Below are 13,865 nucleotides of genomic sequence, written 5' to 3'. Positions count from 1 at the left end.
CCCGCTGCTGGCGCGCCGCTCGGCGCGCGCCGCCGCGTGGGATGGGGCATGCGACTGACGTTGACGATCGGTGCTTCGCCGTTGCGGCGATGGCATCTCCTGCTGATCGATCGCCTGAGCGGTATTCCGGGCCTCGATCTGTCGATTTCGCTGCCTGAGGTCGATCCGGCCGACCAGAGCGGGCTCGGCCTTCTGTTTCGCGTGGAAGGCCTGCTCCATGGCCTGCGGCCCGATAGCCTGTTCGCCACGGCGTCCCGCAGCGATGTGACGATTCCGATCGGCTGGCCTGCGGGAGCTGCCGATCTGGTTCTGGATCTCGGCAACGGAGCGACAGGCGTGCCGGAGCGTCGCTGGACCCTGCATGTCGACGGAGAGGCGGGAGAGGGCGCTCTCGTTGCTGCCTTGCTCGCCGGGCGGATGCCGCTGGTCGAACTGAAGGAAGGCGGCGAACTGATTGCCGCCGGCCGTCCGGGAACCGAATATGGCCGTGTCCTCCTGGCGACGCTGGATGATGTCCTCAGCCGGCTGGTGACGCTGATCGTTGCCGCCGTGTCCGGCGGGCGACTGCGTGTTCCGGCCCTGCCGGTCACGGAAGCCGGGCAGCCGGCGACGTCCGCGCCGCAGGCCGGCATCGCGAAGGCCATCGTCAAGGCCGGGGTCTCGAAAGCGCTCGCACTGGTCTACCGGGCCTGTTTCCACGCGCCGCATTGGCGGGTCGGCTGGCGCAGGTTCGACGGCCCCGACCTGTTCGCACTGAAACGGCATCCCGAGAGCGGCTGGACCGACCTGCCGGATGACGGCACCCGCTTCTATGCCGATCCGTTTCCGATCCTGCACCAAGGCAAGCTCACGCTCTTCGTCGAGGATTTCGTCCATGCGACCGGCAAGGGCATCATTTCGGCGGTCGAGTTCGGGCCGGATGGTCCGTTGGGCAGGCCCGAGCCCGTCTTCGAGCAGCCGGGGCACCTGTCCTATCCCTTCGTCTTCGCGCGGGACGGGGAAATCTGGATGATTCCGGAAAGCTGCAGCGCGGGGCGCGTCGACCTGTTCCGGGCCACCGCTTTCCCGGGCGGCTGGGTGAAGGAGGCCACCCTGATCGAGGGCATCGTCGCAAGCGACGCCACCCTGATCGAGCGGGACGGGCGGTGGTGGCTGTTCGCGACGGTGCGCGATGGCGGCGGGGCGTTCTCCGACGCGCTGCATCTGTGGTCGGCGCCGGATTTTCGGGGCCCCTGGACCCCGCATCCGCGCAATCCCGTGCTGATCGACATCGCCTCGGCGCGCCCCGCCGGCCGCATGGTCCTGCGTGACGGCCAATTGCTGCGCCCGGTGCAGGATTGCCGCCAGGGCTACGGCAAGGCGCTCGGCATCGCCCGCGTCACCCAGCTCGACGATGCCGGTTTTGCGCAGGACATCGAGACCATCCTGGAGGCCGGTCCGCTCTGGCCCGGCCGTCGCCTGCACAGCCTGAACAGTGCCGGCGGCTTCGAATTCATCGATGGCTCGGCGATGGTTCGGCGGAATCCGCTGGCTCGGCGGAAGCCGGCGGACGCGAGCGCCAGTTCCTGAGGGCATGGCCGGCGCCATCGGCCATCATGGCGAGCCGTCCGACCAGCGTGCGCGCGCCGGTCACCGAATCCAGCGTCTCGGATTGCGTGGCGAAGCGCCGCTTGAAATCCTCGCCGCCGCACATGAAGTCGACCATCTCCTGCCCCTGGTCGATCGACCACTGGATATAATCCATCATCAGGACCATGCCGGGTGAGGCGCGCTCGAATTCCAGGTCGTAGGTGGTGATGAAGGCCATCATCCGCCGGCGCTGGACGACGTTGATCGAGACCGCGACGACGGTGCCGGCCAGTTCCAGCACGAAGACATGCAGGATGCCGAGCCGGGCCATCACGCCGACCAGCGCGGCAAGCGCCGGCGTGCCCTCGTCGAACAGGTCGGAGGCGCGGCCGTGCCGCTCCAGCCATTTGCGCTTGAGGGCGGCGACGCGGGCGAGCACCGGCTCCAGCGGCTCGTCCGTTTTCATCAGGCGGAAGTGAAGCTCGCCGCTTTCCTCCATGAATTTCCGGCCGCGTCGGTAGTTCTGCCGCGTCTTCTTCGACTGCGCCTCGAACCAGTCCGTGCCGCGCTGCCAGGGACCGGCGACGCGATAGCTGATCTCGCTGCGATGGTTGGGGCGCAAGGTGCCGGCCGTGACGTCCGAGGCGATGATGCCCCGGATGGCGGCATCCGGCAGGAGCCGGTTCAGATAGAGCATGTCGAAGCGGCCGGCTGCGGCGATTTCCCACCACAGCGCGGCGACGGCGTCGCGGTTCCGGTCTGGGGCGAGGAGCGCGTCGCCATAGTCGCTATGCTCCTTGGCAGCCCATTCCAGGACGGTGACGCCGCGGCGCCGGATCGTGGCGAAGGGCAGCACGGCTTCGAGCTCAGCGCCGTTCCAGACCAGGCCGATCACGAGGTCGCGGTCGTCGCGGCGTGTCGCGGTGCGCCACCAGGCATCGATCCAGGCATGGCTCTGGAAGACGAGGCCGTCGGCACGCTGCCACAGGGCGTTCCAGGCCGGCGCGAGCGCGGCGAACTCCTGATAGGAGGTGATCGTCTCGATCTCACGGCCGCCTGCCGCAGCGAGCCGCTTCTGCCCGCTCACGATCGGGTTTCCTCGATATCCGGCGTGGCCTGCTGCTGGCTGGCGCGGGGGCGCAGGCGCAACCTGATCTGCCGCCACATCCGCTTCAGCGGCATCAGATAAAGGCCGGAGAGGGACTGGTAGTCGCGGACATTGCGCTCCATCAGCCCAAACCTGAAGTCCTCGTCGGGCTTCGGCACGCAGAGCGTCCCGAAGAAGCGATCCCAGAACGAGAACAGCAGGCCGAAATTCTTGTCGTAATGGCGCGGGTCGACGCTGTGATGCAACTGGTGCCAGTGCGGGCACAGGACGACGTTGTTGAGCGATCCGAACGAGATCTTGAAATGGGTGTGCCTGACGAAATCCATCATCAGGATGTTGCGCATCACATAGACATTGATGCCGAAGACGGTGAGCTCGACCAGGTTGAGCGAGACCAGCGACCAGATGCCGAAGCAGATGCCGGGGATCACGCCGTCCCAGGCGCGGTTCATCAGTTCGTCGAGCGGGTGGACGCGGTCCTTGGTGATGCCGACCATCACCTCCGCGGAATGATGGACCTTGTGCAGCTCCCACAGGATCGGGAAGCGGTGTTGCGCGACATGGTAGAAATAATAGGAGATGTCGTAGGCGAGCAGCATCGTCACGGTGAAGATCACCGTTGTGACTGGTCCGGCCGGGCCGGGGATCAGTGGCGCGTCGATCTGGAAGAGCGCCGCCAGCAGCCGGTTGGTCGCATAGCCGACGGCGACGACGAAGGTGATGCCCGCCGGCAGCATCAGGAAGGGCATGAGCGCCTTGCGGGTGACCCAGAACAGCAGGTCGGCCTTGGCTGAAGGATGGGTGATGATCTCGTGGGGAAACACGAAATCGAAGAACTCGCGGAAGCTGCGCTCCTTCGTTGTCCTGAGATAGGCGACCAGCGCGCTCACGAGCGCCGTCAGCAGGAGCATCCCGGTCGCGACCAGGCTCGTCGCCGAGATCTTGTCGAGGATCTTGCCGATAAAATCGGCCATTTGCGCAAACATCGGCATCTCAATCATCGATGCGGGGCCACATGGCTGGCCCGCGGGTGATTAAACGTTTAGCCGAGGGGATGAAAGGCCAAGGCCCAAGGTTAAGCCATTTCTGGTTAAGCCCGGACGACCGCGTTTGCAGAATGTGGAGGGTCAGCGATCGGGCGAAAGCTCCGCATAGACCAGGCGGTTGCGACCTTCATTCTTGGCGCGGAACAGAGCGAGGTCGGCGGCATTGACCAGCCGGGCGGGGTCGCCCTCGGCATCCGGCCAGGCGGTCGCGACGCCGACGCTGATCGTCACCCGGTCAGTGCGATGAGCGATGTTCAGGTCGCGCACGCCCTGCACCAGTCGCTCGGCGACATGGCTTGCGCCTTCCTGCGGCACGCCGGTCAGGATCACCACGAACTCCTCGCCGCCGAAGCGCGCGGCGAGGTCGGTCGAGCGGGTCGAGCCGTCCTGGATCACGCGCGCGACCTGCTTCAGCACGTCGTCGCCGGCGAGATGGCCATAGGCGTCGTTGTAGCGCTTGAAATGGTCGACATCGATCATCAGCACCGAGAGCGGGCTTTCGGTGCGCTGGCAGCGCTTCCATTCGGCGGCGAGGTACTCGTCGAAATAGCGGCGGTTGCCGAGGCCGGTGAGGCCGTCGATCCGGGTCAGGCGCTCCAGTTCGAGATTGGCGCGCATCAGCTCGCGCTGACTTTCGCGCAGCGCGCGATAGGCCTCGTCGCGCTGGAGATGATCGAGATAGGCGCGGGTGTGGTAGCGCACCCGGGCGATCAGTTCGATCTTGTCGGGCAATTTGACGAGATAGTCGTTGGCGCCGGCCTGGAACGCCTCGCTCTTCGTCGAGGGGTCCTCCTTGGTGGAGAGCACGATGACGGGCACGGCATGCAGCGCCGGATGCTTGCGATATTGGCGGACGAGGTCGAGCCCGTCGACGCCGGGCATGACGAGGTCCTGGAGGATGACCGTCGGCTTGACGCGCTGGGCTATGGCGATCGCCTCCAGCGGGTCGGTGCAGTAGTGAAAATCGAGATCGCCGTGATGGGCGAGCGCGCGCCGCACCGCCTCGCAGACCATGACCTGGTCGTCGACCAGCAGGACCATGGACAGGTAGCTGTCGGCCGGAGGCGGGACGTCGGGCAGGGAGGGTTTCGTTTCGCCTGTCATGGGGCAACCTTCATCAGGACGACGGAGCGCACGCCTCGGTCAGGCGAGGGGCGATCGCGGCCAGCGGTAGAATCTCGGCGGCCGCGCCGATGGCGGCTGCAGCCTTGGGCATCCCGTAAACCGCGCTTGTGGCTTTGTCCTGCGCGATCGTCAAACACCGCCTGTCGCGCAACAGTTTCAGGCCACGGGCGCCATCGCGGCCCATGCCCGTCAGCAGGACGCCGACCGGGTCTCCCTGCCAGCTTTCCGCGACGCTCTCGAAGAACACGTCGACCGACGGACGATAGGGGTAGTCGCGCGGCTCGGCCCGATAGCCGAGCTCGCCGCCCGCCTTGAAAACGAGATGATCGGGGCTTGCCGCGATCAGCACAGTGCCGCGCTCCGGCCTGTCGCCTTCGCAGGCGGGCCGAACGGGCAGGCGGCAATGCTGGCTGAGCCAGCTGGCGAAGCCCGGCACGAATTGCTCGTCGAGATGCTGGACGAGGATGATCGCGGCCGGGAATTCGGGGGACAGGCCGCCGAGCAGGGTCGCGACCGCCGCCGGCCCCCCGGCCGAGGCGCCGATGGCGACGAGACGTTGGGAGAGAGAGGCCGGCGCGAGTGGCCGGCGCGGGCTCGGAGACACCCGCGGCAGGTTGTGCGACAGGCGGCCGATCGTCGCGATGCGCGCCAGCAGGGCGGCCGTCTGCGCCGAGGTATGGCCGCCGAGGCCGACGCTGGGAATGTCGACCGCATCGAGCGCGCCATGGCCCATCGCCTCGTAGACGCCGGAGACATTGGCATCGACGCTGGCGGTGACCAGCAGGATCGGGCAGGGCGTCTCGGCCATGATCCGGCGCGTCGCCTCGATGCCGTCCATCTCCGGCATGTTCAGGTCCATCAGGATCAGGTCGGGCCGGTCGCGCCGGCAGGCCTCGACAGCCTCGCGGCCGTTCATGGCTATCCACGCCACTTCGTGCTCTGCCGTCGAAGCGATGACGCGTCGCAACAGCTCGACCGCCATCGGCAGGTCGTTGACCAGACCGATCCTCATGGAACGCCCCCACAGCGCATGCCCGGATTCATGGCTCGCCGATCAGGTCGACGACCGCATGGATCAAAGTTTCGTCGTGGAAGCTGCCTTTGGTCAAATAGTAATCCGCGCCGGCATCGAGGCCGCGGCGGCGGTCCTCCTCGCGGTCCTTGTAGGAGACGATCATCACCGGCAGGTTGCGCAGGTTGGGATCGCGCTTGATCAGGGTGACGAGTTCGATGCCGTCCATGCGCGGCATGTCGACATCGGTCACGACGAGGTCGAACGCATCCGAGCGCACCGCGTTCCAGCCGTCCATGCCGTCGACGGCGACCTCGACCTCGAAGCCGTGATGGGCGAGCAGCTTGCGTTCGAGTTCGCGCACCGTCAGCGAATCGTCGACGACGAGCACGCGCTTGCGCCGTTTCTGACCCGTCCGCGTCACGCTGCGTTCCAGCGTCCTGAGGCGCCCGCCCGAGACCAGCTTGTCCATCGAGCGGATCAGGTCCTCGACATCGAGGATCAGGACGGGCGAGCCATCCTCCATCAGGGCGGCGGCGCTGACATCCTTGACCTTGGCGAGACGCGGATCGAGCGGCCGGACGACCAGCTCGCGCTCGCCGAGGAAGCGGTCGACCACCAGCGCGTAGAGATTGTCGCCTTCGCCGACGACGACCGTCGCCAGCTCCGCGCCGTCCGCTGCCGCTTCGCCTCGGCCAAGAATTTCATGGGCCGTGACGAGCCCGATCTGCTGCTCGTCATGGCGGAAATGCGGGCGGCCTTCGAGCAATTCGATCTTGTCTCGCGGCAAACGCAAGGCGCGGACGATCGCGGTCAGCGGCAAGGCATAGGGCTCGCCGTCGATCTCGACGAGGAGCGCGCGGATCACCGACAGGGTCAGCGGGAGCTGGAGTTGGAAGCGTGTGCCGATGCCGGGCTCGGAAGCGACAGTGACCTGGCCGCGGACCTGCCGGACCATGGCCTGCACGGCGTCGAGGCCAACGCCGCGGCCGGAAATGTCGCTGACCGTCGCCTTCATCGAGAAGCCGGGCAGGAAGAGGAATTCGAGCAGCTCCTCCTCGCTGAGGTCCCAGGCCGTCTCGGCCGTGGTGAGGCCGCGCGCCAGCGTCGCCTGGCGGAGCGCCTCGATATCGATGCCGCCGCCGTCGTCCGAGACGATGATCTGGATCAGACCGGCATTGTGCCGCGCCTCCAGGCGGATCAGGCCCTCAGTCGGCTTGCCGGCGGCGCGGCGCTGCTCGGGCGCCTCGATGCCGTGATCGACGGCATTACGCAGGAGATGGCCGAGGGGCGCGTCGAGCTGCTCGAGGATGTCACGGTCGATGCTGGTGGCGCCGCCGACGATGTCGAGGCGCACCGTTTTGCCGAGCGCCCGGCCGATATCACGGACATTGCGCTGGAAATGGCGGACGCCGTCCTCGAACGGCCGCATACGGCTTGCCAGCGTCTCGTCGTAGAGCCGGTTGGCGAGATCGGTCGCGCGCCGGTCGACCGTGTCCATCTCGTCGAGGCGCTGCGCGAGGAGCGCCTGGCCCTCCGCCAGCTTGAGCTGTGCGGCCGCTAGCGCCTGCGTGGCGCGGTCGTCGCCATCGGCGGGTATCGCGGCCCGCAGGTCCTCGAAACTCTTGGCGAGCTCGGCCTGGACGCGCCGCAGTCGCAAAAGTCCGTCATTGAACGGCCGCAGGCGGCGCGCCGACATCAGCGATTCACCGGCGAGGCCGAGCAGGCGGTTCAGGCTGTCGGCGGTGACCCTGACCATGCGCTCGCCGGTCGCGGAATCACCGATAGGCGCAGGCGTTTCGGGGAGGGCAGCAGGCGGGGGAGGCGGCTCTGCGCCGGGTGCCATGCCCGCCAGGTTGGCGTCTGGACCGGATGCGCCCGGCGAGGGTGCGTCGCTCGTCTGGGAAGCGCCGCGCAAGGTCTGTGCGAAGGCCTCGATCCGGTCCCTGGTCTGAGTGTCCGGCTCGCCTGATCCGGAAGCGATTTCGCCGAGCAGGTCGATGCCGGCGAGCAGCGCGTCGATATGCCTGCGGTTCAGCCGGATCTTGCTCTGCTGGGCGGCGACGAGGCATTCCTCCATCTCGTGCGCGACCTGCACGGCGGGCGTTAGATCGATGATGCGGGCGGCGCCTTTCAGCGAATGGGCGGCACGCATGCAGGCTTCGAGATGGGCGGCCGCGGCCGGATCACGTTCCAGGGCGAGCAGGCCGGTCGTGAAGGCCTGCGACTGCGCCGCGAGCTCGGCCCGGAACAGGTCGAGCATGGAGAGGTCGCTGAGGTCCTCGCCGCTCATGCGATGCTCCGGTCGATCAGGGAGAGCAGACGCACCGCATCGAGGCAGCCGACCGCGCGACCGTTCCACGGGATCATCGTTTCCACGACGCTGGCGGCCGCGCGGCCGACCGTCGCGGGCACCGCGCCGCGCTCATGGGCGCGATAGCCGTGCAGGCCGTGGACCTCGTCGACCTCGAAGGCGACATGGCTTGCTTCATCGCCGGTGACGACGAGGCGCGGGAAGACGGCAATCCGTTCGGTGCCGCGCGCTGCGGCTGCCGCGCCGATGCCGAGCAGGGCGGGCAACGAGACGCAGATGAGGAGTTCGCCGCGGACATTGACGATGCCGCGGACAGCCTCGCTGCGACGATGCGGCAAGGAATGGACCGGGCGCGGCTCAGCGATCTCGCGGCAGATCGCGGCGGGCAGGCCAAGCCATTCCTCGCCGATGCGGAAGATCAGAACGCTGTCGATCTCCTCGCCTTCGGGCGCCTTCTCATCGAGCCTGGCGAAATGTCGTGTCCATTCGTCGCGATAGCCCGGCGGCACGGGGCGATCGAGCAGCTTGCGGGCGATCTGCGCATGGGTCGGGCAGTTGCGACAATGGAGATGCTCGTCCAGTTCCGGGCAGGAGCGGTCGCCGCTGACGCCGATCTCGCGCCAGCACTCCTCGATGTCGTCGGTCGTCATCGGATCGGTATCGGCGGACATCAGGTGCCGCTCCGCTTCGTCAGCCGGTCGAGCCGGTCGGCCAGGGCCTTGGCGCCGCTATGGTCGCCCAGGCGCTGCTGGAGCAGCCTGAGCTGGGCCAGCGCCCGCTGGTGATCCGGCGCGAGATAGAGCGCCTTGCGGTAGTTCCGCATCGCGTGCTCGGCGGCGTCGGCCGCATCATGGGCGAGGCCGAGCCAGTAGAAGGCATCCGGCGAGGGGCCGAATTCCGCGATATGGCGCTCGGCGGCTGCGCTCACCTCGGCGAGCCGCCCGGCATCGGCGGCGCGCTCGATCCCGGCAAGGCTGGCGGCTGCCCGATCCGGTGCAGGTGCGGCTGGCGCGGCGGGGGGCGCCTTCTGCGTGAAGGGACGCGGCGTCGAAAGCGGGGCGGCCGTCCTGGCCTGGAACGAGGGGGCAGCCTTCGCCGGCGTCGGCCGCGGCTTTCGCGCAACCGGCGGCTCGGCGGGTTTCACGCGGGCGGCCTGTGCCTTCACGAACGCGAATGCCCGCGGAAAGCGCACCGATGCGAAGCCGAGCAGGGGCGGCAGGCCGGATTCGGCCGGGCCGACCAGCAGCAGACCGTCATCGGCCAGCATCTGCCGGAGCCGGGTCAGCGCCGCACCTTGCGTCTCGCGATCGAAATAGATCAGCAGGTTGCGGCAGAAGGCGATGTCATAGGCCTCCTGGCCGGCAGGCGTTGCCGTGGCCAGCACATTGCCAAGGCGGAAGCGGACCTGCCGGCGGACGATGTCATGCGGCTTGAACCCGCCTTCGCAGGCCTCGAAATAGCGATCGCGAAAGGCGATATCCGCGCCGCGGAAGGAGTTCCTGCCATAGATGGCGCGCTCGGCGTGGACGAGGTTGCGGGTGCTGATGTCGATCGCATCGATCTGGAAGCTGCCATCCGGAAAGCCGGCATCGAGCAGGGCCATCGCGATCGAATAGGGTTCCTCGCCGGTCGAGCAGGGCAGGCTGAGCAGCTTCAGCGGGCGGTTGCCGGCCCGGTTCTCGCGCAGATGCCGGACCATCGCGCCGAAGGCCTCGCGGTCGCGGAAGAACCAGGTCTCGGGGACGATGACGGCATCGACCAGCTCCTGCCGCTCGGCGGGGTTGCCCGTCACGAAAGCCCAGTAGGCGTGGAGGTCCGGGATGGCGCAGGCCGTCATCCGGCGCTTCAGGGCATGGCGGATGACGGAGGCGCCGACCGTCTCCATGCTCAGGCCGATGGTTTCCCTGAGCAGCGTCTCGAAATCCCGGATCGGAGCGATCTCGTCCATCACGGCTCTGCCGCTTGCTGATGGAACAGGATGTCGCGGATTTCGGGCGTGAGCAGGGCCTCGCCCCGGACCCACTGGATCAGGCCGCGCTCGTCGCTCGCGACCGGGCCGAGATAGGACGGCATGCCGGCCTCGACGCCGGATGTGGTGAAATCCATCGGATCGCGCTCAATGGTCTCGACGGCCTGTTCGACCAGCAGGCCGAGAAGGTCGTCGCGGCCGGGGCCAGAGGGATAGCGCAACAGGATGATGCGGGTGCTCAGGCGCGGCTCGGCCGGGCGCCCGAGCGCCAGCAACGCGAGATCGATGACAGGCACCGGCCGGCCGCGATAGCTGATCGCGCCGGCCACGCCCGTGGGCGCGCCGGGCAATTGCTTGGTCGCGAGCAGCGGCAGCACGGCCGCGACCTGCCCGGTGTCGAGCACGTAGCGGTCCCGCCCAAGCTGGAACATCAGAAACAGCATCGCGCGGTTCCGTTCCGCCTTTCCGTCTGGAGCATTTCCGCGTTTCTCCGAATCGCGAAAATTCTCCAAGCTATTGTTTTGGCGCATTTTCTTCACGCGAACCGGTAGCCACTTCGCTTGAAAATGCTTTATGCGCGCAGCTTGAAGCGCGAGATCGAGCTGCGCAGCCCGTTCGAGACCTGGTTGAGCTCGTCGATGGCGAGCGTCGACTGCTGCAGGGATTCGACCGTCTGCTGGGCGGCCTCGCTGAGCTGGGACAGCGCCTCGCTGATCTGGCCGGCGCCGGTCGCCTGTGCCTGCATGCCCTCGTTGGCGCCCTCGAAGCGCGGCACCAACCCCTGAACCTGCTCGATGATCTCCGAGAGCTGGCCGCCGACCTGCTGGACCTCCTGCATGCCGCGCCGCACCTCTTCCGAGAACTTATCCATGCCCATCACGCCCGCGGCGACGGCCGACTGGATGTCCTTGACCATCTGTTCGATATCGTAGGTCGAGACGGCGGTCTGGTCGGCGAGGCGGCGGATCTCGGTCGCGACCACGGCGAAGCCCCGTCCGTACTGCCCGGCCTTCTCGGCCTCGATCGCGGCGTTGAGCGAGAGCAGGTTGGTCTGGTCGGCGACCTTGGTGATGGTGGTGACGACCTGGTTGATGTTGCCGGCCTTCTCGCTGAGGATCGCGAGCTTGGCGTTGATCGCGCCTGCGGCCTCCATCACCTGCCGCATCGTGCTTTCCATGCGCGCGAGCCCGGCCTGCCCGCCGTTCGCGAGGGTGGCGGTCTGCTCGGCGACGGCCGAGACCTCGTCCATCGTATGGGCGAGCTCGTTGGAGGTTGCGGAAATCTCCTTGGCGGTGGCGCCGATCTCGGTCGTGGTGGCGGCGATCTCGTTGGCGGTCGCCTGCTGCTCCTTCGAGGTCGCGGCGACCTCGGTGATCGAGGTGTTGACCTGGATGCTCGACTTCTGGACCTGGCCGATGAGCCCGGCGAGATCGTCCGCCATGGCGTTGACGCCGTCGGCGAGCGTGCTGAACTCGTCGCGCCGGGCGAGCGTCAGGCGCTCGCTGAAATCGCCCTGCCGCATGTGATCGACGATGCCGAGCAGCTTGCCGAGCGGCACCGTGACAGCCCGGAACAGCAGGTAGCCGCAGAGGATTGCGAGGACGACCGCGATCACGAAGCAGACGATCAGGCCAAGCTCCGCGGCGCGGACGATCGAGACGATCTTCCGGGTCGAATCGTCAGCCTCAGCCTTGTTGAAATCGACCATCTCGCGCAGCGCGCCGCGCATCTTCGCGGCTGTGGGCTCAAGATCGCTACGGACGGCAGCGGATTGATCGGGAGCTTGACCGCTTGCGATCGCCTGCCTGCCGGCGGCCAGGATCGCATCCTCGGCTGCTGCGAACTGATCGAGGAGCTGTGCCGCGGCAGCGTGATTGCGCCGATCGGCTTCGGAAATGATCGTGCCTTCGTAGGATTTGAGCAGCTCGCGCATCCGCGTACGGTTGGCCAGGAGCGCATCGGAAACCTGGCTCTTCGCCGCGATGGTGTCGGCGCGGCCCATCTCCCTGGCCAGGCGTGTGGCATCGGCCCAGACCACCATCAGCTGCGCGCTGTAATAGAGGCCCGGAACGGTCTTGGTCTCGACCTCGACCACCTCCCGCTCCGTCTGCAGGAACCAGAAATAGCTGGCGCCGGCCATGGCAGTCATCACCGCGAGGATCGCGGCGAAGCTGATCAGGATGCGGCGGCGTATCGTCAGGCTCTTCATCGCTCAATCCATCGTCGCTGCACGCCCGGTCGCTTCCGGCTGCTGCATGAGCCAAATCGTTCGCAGATCATCGTTAGCGAGGAGTTATTGCGTCTCCGTTGCGGAAACGCGTCGCAATGATAGCTGCTGAGCGCCGCAGCGGTGCCGTCAGGCGCTGCGGGCCTGCGGCAGGAAGCGTTCGGCGGCGAAGGGCGAGGGGTCGCACAGTGGCGGCGCGCCGGTCATCATTTCCGCGAGCAGGCGGCCGGTCGCTGGTCCTAAAGTGAAGCCGTGATGGGCATGGCCGAAGGCGAACCACAGGCCGCGATGCCGGGGTGCCGGGCCGATGATCGGCAGCATGTCGGGCAGGCAGGGGCGGGCACCGCGCCAGGGTTCGGCGTCGAGCCGGCGGCCCAGCGGCACGATCTGCCGGGCGATCCGCTCGGCCTGGTCGAGCTGCCAGGAATCCGAGGGCTCGTCGCGGCCGGCGAGCTCGATCCCCGTGGTCAGGCGGACGCCGCGCTGCATCGACGTCAGCACGAAACCGGCCTGGGCATCGCAGAGAGGATGCTGCGGCGCAGCTCCGTCGGCGCTGTCGTAATGCATGTGGTAGCCGCGCTTGAAGCCGATCGGGAAGCGATAGCCGAAGCGCTCGATGAGGTCGCTCGACCATGGGCCGAGCGCGACGACGGTCTCCGGTGTGCGCCATTCCGCACCGTCGATCGACAGGCGCCACTGCCCGTCCTCCTGATGCAGGCCGGTCGCGTCGGCCGGCTTCAGCAGGCCGCCGCGGGCGACGAACAGCGCAGCATAGGCGCGCGTCACCGCGCCGGGGTCTCTGACCGTGACGGGGTCGCGCCAGTGCACCGCGCCGGCAGTGCTGCCGGCGAGCAGCCCGGGTTCGAGGCGACGCAGCGCGTCATCGTCGAGCAGGTCATAGGCGAGGCCGTAGGCAGCCAGTTCGGCCGCCCCACGGGCCGCCAGATCGAGGCCTTTCTGCGTGCGATATAGCTCGATCCAGCCTTCGCCGCGCATGAGGGCCTCGGTGCCGGCCGCTTGCGTCCAGCGCCGGTGCTCATCGATGCAGCGCTCGATCAAGGGCAGGATGGCGCGGCCGAGCTTGTCGAGCCGGTTGGGGGCCGAGTTCCACCAGTAGCGCGCGAGCCAGGGAGCCATCTGCAGCAAGGCCGCCGGCCGATAGCGCACGGCGATCGAGCGGTTCGAGGCCAGGCTCGCCAGTGTCGCGAGATCGCGCGGGAAGGCATAGGGCACGACGGAGGAGCGCTCGATCAGCCCGGCATTGCCATGGCTGGTTTCGGCGCCCGGCTCGCCGCGATCGACGAGCAGTACGCTCTTGCCACGCTCCTGCAGGTGCAGCGCCACGCTGACGCCGACGATGCCAGCGCCGAGCACGATCACATCGGCCTGTCCTGTCGCGGTCGCCATCGTCTTTGGAATCCGTTCCATCTGCCCCAAGCCGGGCATAGCGGAAACGAGCCCCAGTTGAACAGGTTTTGCAAGAAAATAAAAAACG

Annotated in this window: 11 protein-coding genes; 1 reads left to right on the top strand and 10 read right to left on the bottom strand. The window is 67.6% G+C overall.

The annotated features are described in order from the left end of the window. Positions 1–48: 48 nt before the first annotated feature. Positions 49–1,569 (top strand): glucosamine inositolphosphorylceramide transferase family protein, encoded by a 1,521-nt coding sequence (locus ACWIEX_RS15635; protein WP_454033936.1) that lies wholly within the window; start codon positions 49–51, stop codon positions 1,567–1,569. Here the strand turns inward: ACWIEX_RS15635 and ACWIEX_RS15630 are convergent. The 10 genes from ACWIEX_RS15630 to ACWIEX_RS15585 all read right to left on the bottom strand — a co-directional run bounded on the left by ACWIEX_RS15630 (position 1,493) and on the right by ACWIEX_RS15585 (position 13,777). Then, positions 1,493–2,656 (bottom strand): GNAT family N-acetyltransferase, encoded by a 1,164-nt coding sequence (locus tag ACWIEX_RS15630; RefSeq protein WP_454033935.1) that lies wholly within the window; start codon positions 2,654–2,656, stop codon positions 1,493–1,495. The genes ACWIEX_RS15635 and ACWIEX_RS15630 overlap by 77 nt on opposite strands. After that, complete coding sequence (locus ACWIEX_RS15625; RefSeq protein ID WP_454033934.1) at positions 2,653–3,651, bottom strand: sterol desaturase family protein; 999 nt, start codon at positions 3,649–3,651, stop codon at positions 2,653–2,655. Before ACWIEX_RS15625 ends, ACWIEX_RS15630 begins: the two co-directional genes overlap by 4 nt. A gap of 153 nt (positions 3,652–3,804) precedes the next feature. Next, on the bottom strand, positions 3,805–4,827 hold the full coding sequence (locus ACWIEX_RS15620) for a GGDEF domain-containing response regulator (RefSeq protein ID WP_454033933.1): 1,023 nt from the start codon (positions 4,825–4,827) through the stop codon (positions 3,805–3,807). A gap of 13 nt (positions 4,828–4,840) precedes the next feature. Next, positions 4,841–5,860 (bottom strand): chemotaxis response regulator protein-glutamate methylesterase, encoded by a 1,020-nt coding sequence (gene cheB / locus ACWIEX_RS15615; protein ID WP_454033932.1) that lies wholly within the window; start codon positions 5,858–5,860, stop codon positions 4,841–4,843. A 28-nt stretch (positions 5,861–5,888) separates the two neighbouring features. Further along, positions 5,889–8,153, bottom strand: coding sequence for a hybrid sensor histidine kinase/response regulator (locus ACWIEX_RS15610; RefSeq protein ID WP_454033931.1), 2,265 nt, complete (start codon positions 8,151–8,153; stop codon positions 5,889–5,891). Beyond that, positions 8,150–8,845 (bottom strand): chemotaxis protein CheW, encoded by a 696-nt coding sequence (locus tag ACWIEX_RS15605; protein WP_454033930.1) that lies wholly within the window; start codon positions 8,843–8,845, stop codon positions 8,150–8,152. The genes ACWIEX_RS15610 and ACWIEX_RS15605 overlap by 4 nt, the downstream gene beginning before the upstream one ends. Continuing rightward, positions 8,845–10,122, bottom strand: a complete 1,278-nt coding sequence (locus ACWIEX_RS15600; protein ID WP_454033929.1) for a CheR family methyltransferase — start codon at positions 10,120–10,122, stop codon at positions 8,845–8,847. The genes ACWIEX_RS15605 and ACWIEX_RS15600 overlap by 1 nt, the downstream gene beginning before the upstream one ends. After that, positions 10,122–10,586: a chemotaxis protein CheW gene (locus tag ACWIEX_RS15595; RefSeq protein WP_454033928.1), complete on the bottom strand. Its 465-nt coding sequence runs from the start codon at positions 10,584–10,586 to the stop codon at positions 10,122–10,124. Before ACWIEX_RS15595 ends, ACWIEX_RS15600 begins: the two co-directional genes overlap by 1 nt. A gap of 128 nt (positions 10,587–10,714) precedes the next feature. Next, a complete protein-coding gene (locus ACWIEX_RS15590) occupies positions 10,715–12,352 on the bottom strand; it encodes a methyl-accepting chemotaxis protein (protein WP_454033927.1) in 1,638 nt (545 codons plus the stop codon). A 147-nt stretch (positions 12,353–12,499) separates the two neighbouring features. Then, a complete protein-coding gene (locus ACWIEX_RS15585; protein WP_454033926.1) occupies positions 12,500–13,777 on the bottom strand; it encodes an NAD(P)/FAD-dependent oxidoreductase in 1,278 nt (425 codons plus the stop codon). Between the last annotated feature and the right edge of the window lie 88 nt (positions 13,778–13,865).

Source organism: Allobosea sp. NPDC055353, assembly GCF_053644975.1.
The sequence above is the reverse complement of the archived record's forward strand: the minus strand, read 5'-3'. Positions and strand labels throughout refer to the sequence as shown.

Bases quoted from the DNA above. Each gene is read 5' to 3' on its own strand.
- ACWIEX_RS15610 (WP_454033931.1), bottom strand. From the start codon at position 8,153: ATGAGCGGCGAGGACCTCAGCGACCTCTCCATGCTCGACCTGTTCCGG.
- ACWIEX_RS15590 (WP_454033927.1), bottom strand. From the start codon at position 12,352: ATGAAGAGCCTGACGATACGCCGCCGCATCCTGATCAGCTTCGCCGCG.
- ACWIEX_RS15620 (WP_454033933.1), bottom strand. From the start codon at position 4,827: ATGACAGGCGAAACGAAACCCTCCCTGCCCGACGTCCCGCCTCCGGCC.
- ACWIEX_RS15595 (WP_454033928.1), bottom strand. From the start codon at position 10,586: ATGCTGTTTCTGATGTTCCAGCTTGGGCGGGACCGCTACGTGCTCGAC.
- ACWIEX_RS15600 (WP_454033929.1), bottom strand. From the start codon at position 10,122: ATGGACGAGATCGCTCCGATCCGGGATTTCGAGACGCTGCTCAGGGAA.
- cheB (WP_454033932.1), bottom strand. From the start codon at position 5,860: ATGAGGATCGGTCTGGTCAACGACCTGCCGATGGCGGTCGAGCTGTTG.
- ACWIEX_RS15625 (WP_454033934.1), bottom strand. From the start codon at position 3,651: ATGGCCGATTTTATCGGCAAGATCCTCGACAAGATCTCGGCGACGAGC.
- ACWIEX_RS15605 (WP_454033930.1), bottom strand. From the start codon at position 8,845: ATGTCCGCCGATACCGATCCGATGACGACCGACGACATCGAGGAGTGC.
- ACWIEX_RS15585 (WP_454033926.1), bottom strand. From the start codon at position 13,777: ATGGCGACCGCGACAGGACAGGCCGATGTGATCGTGCTCGGCGCTGGC.
- ACWIEX_RS15635 (WP_454033936.1), top strand. From the start codon at position 49: ATGCGACTGACGTTGACGATCGGTGCTTCGCCGTTGCGGCGATGGCAT.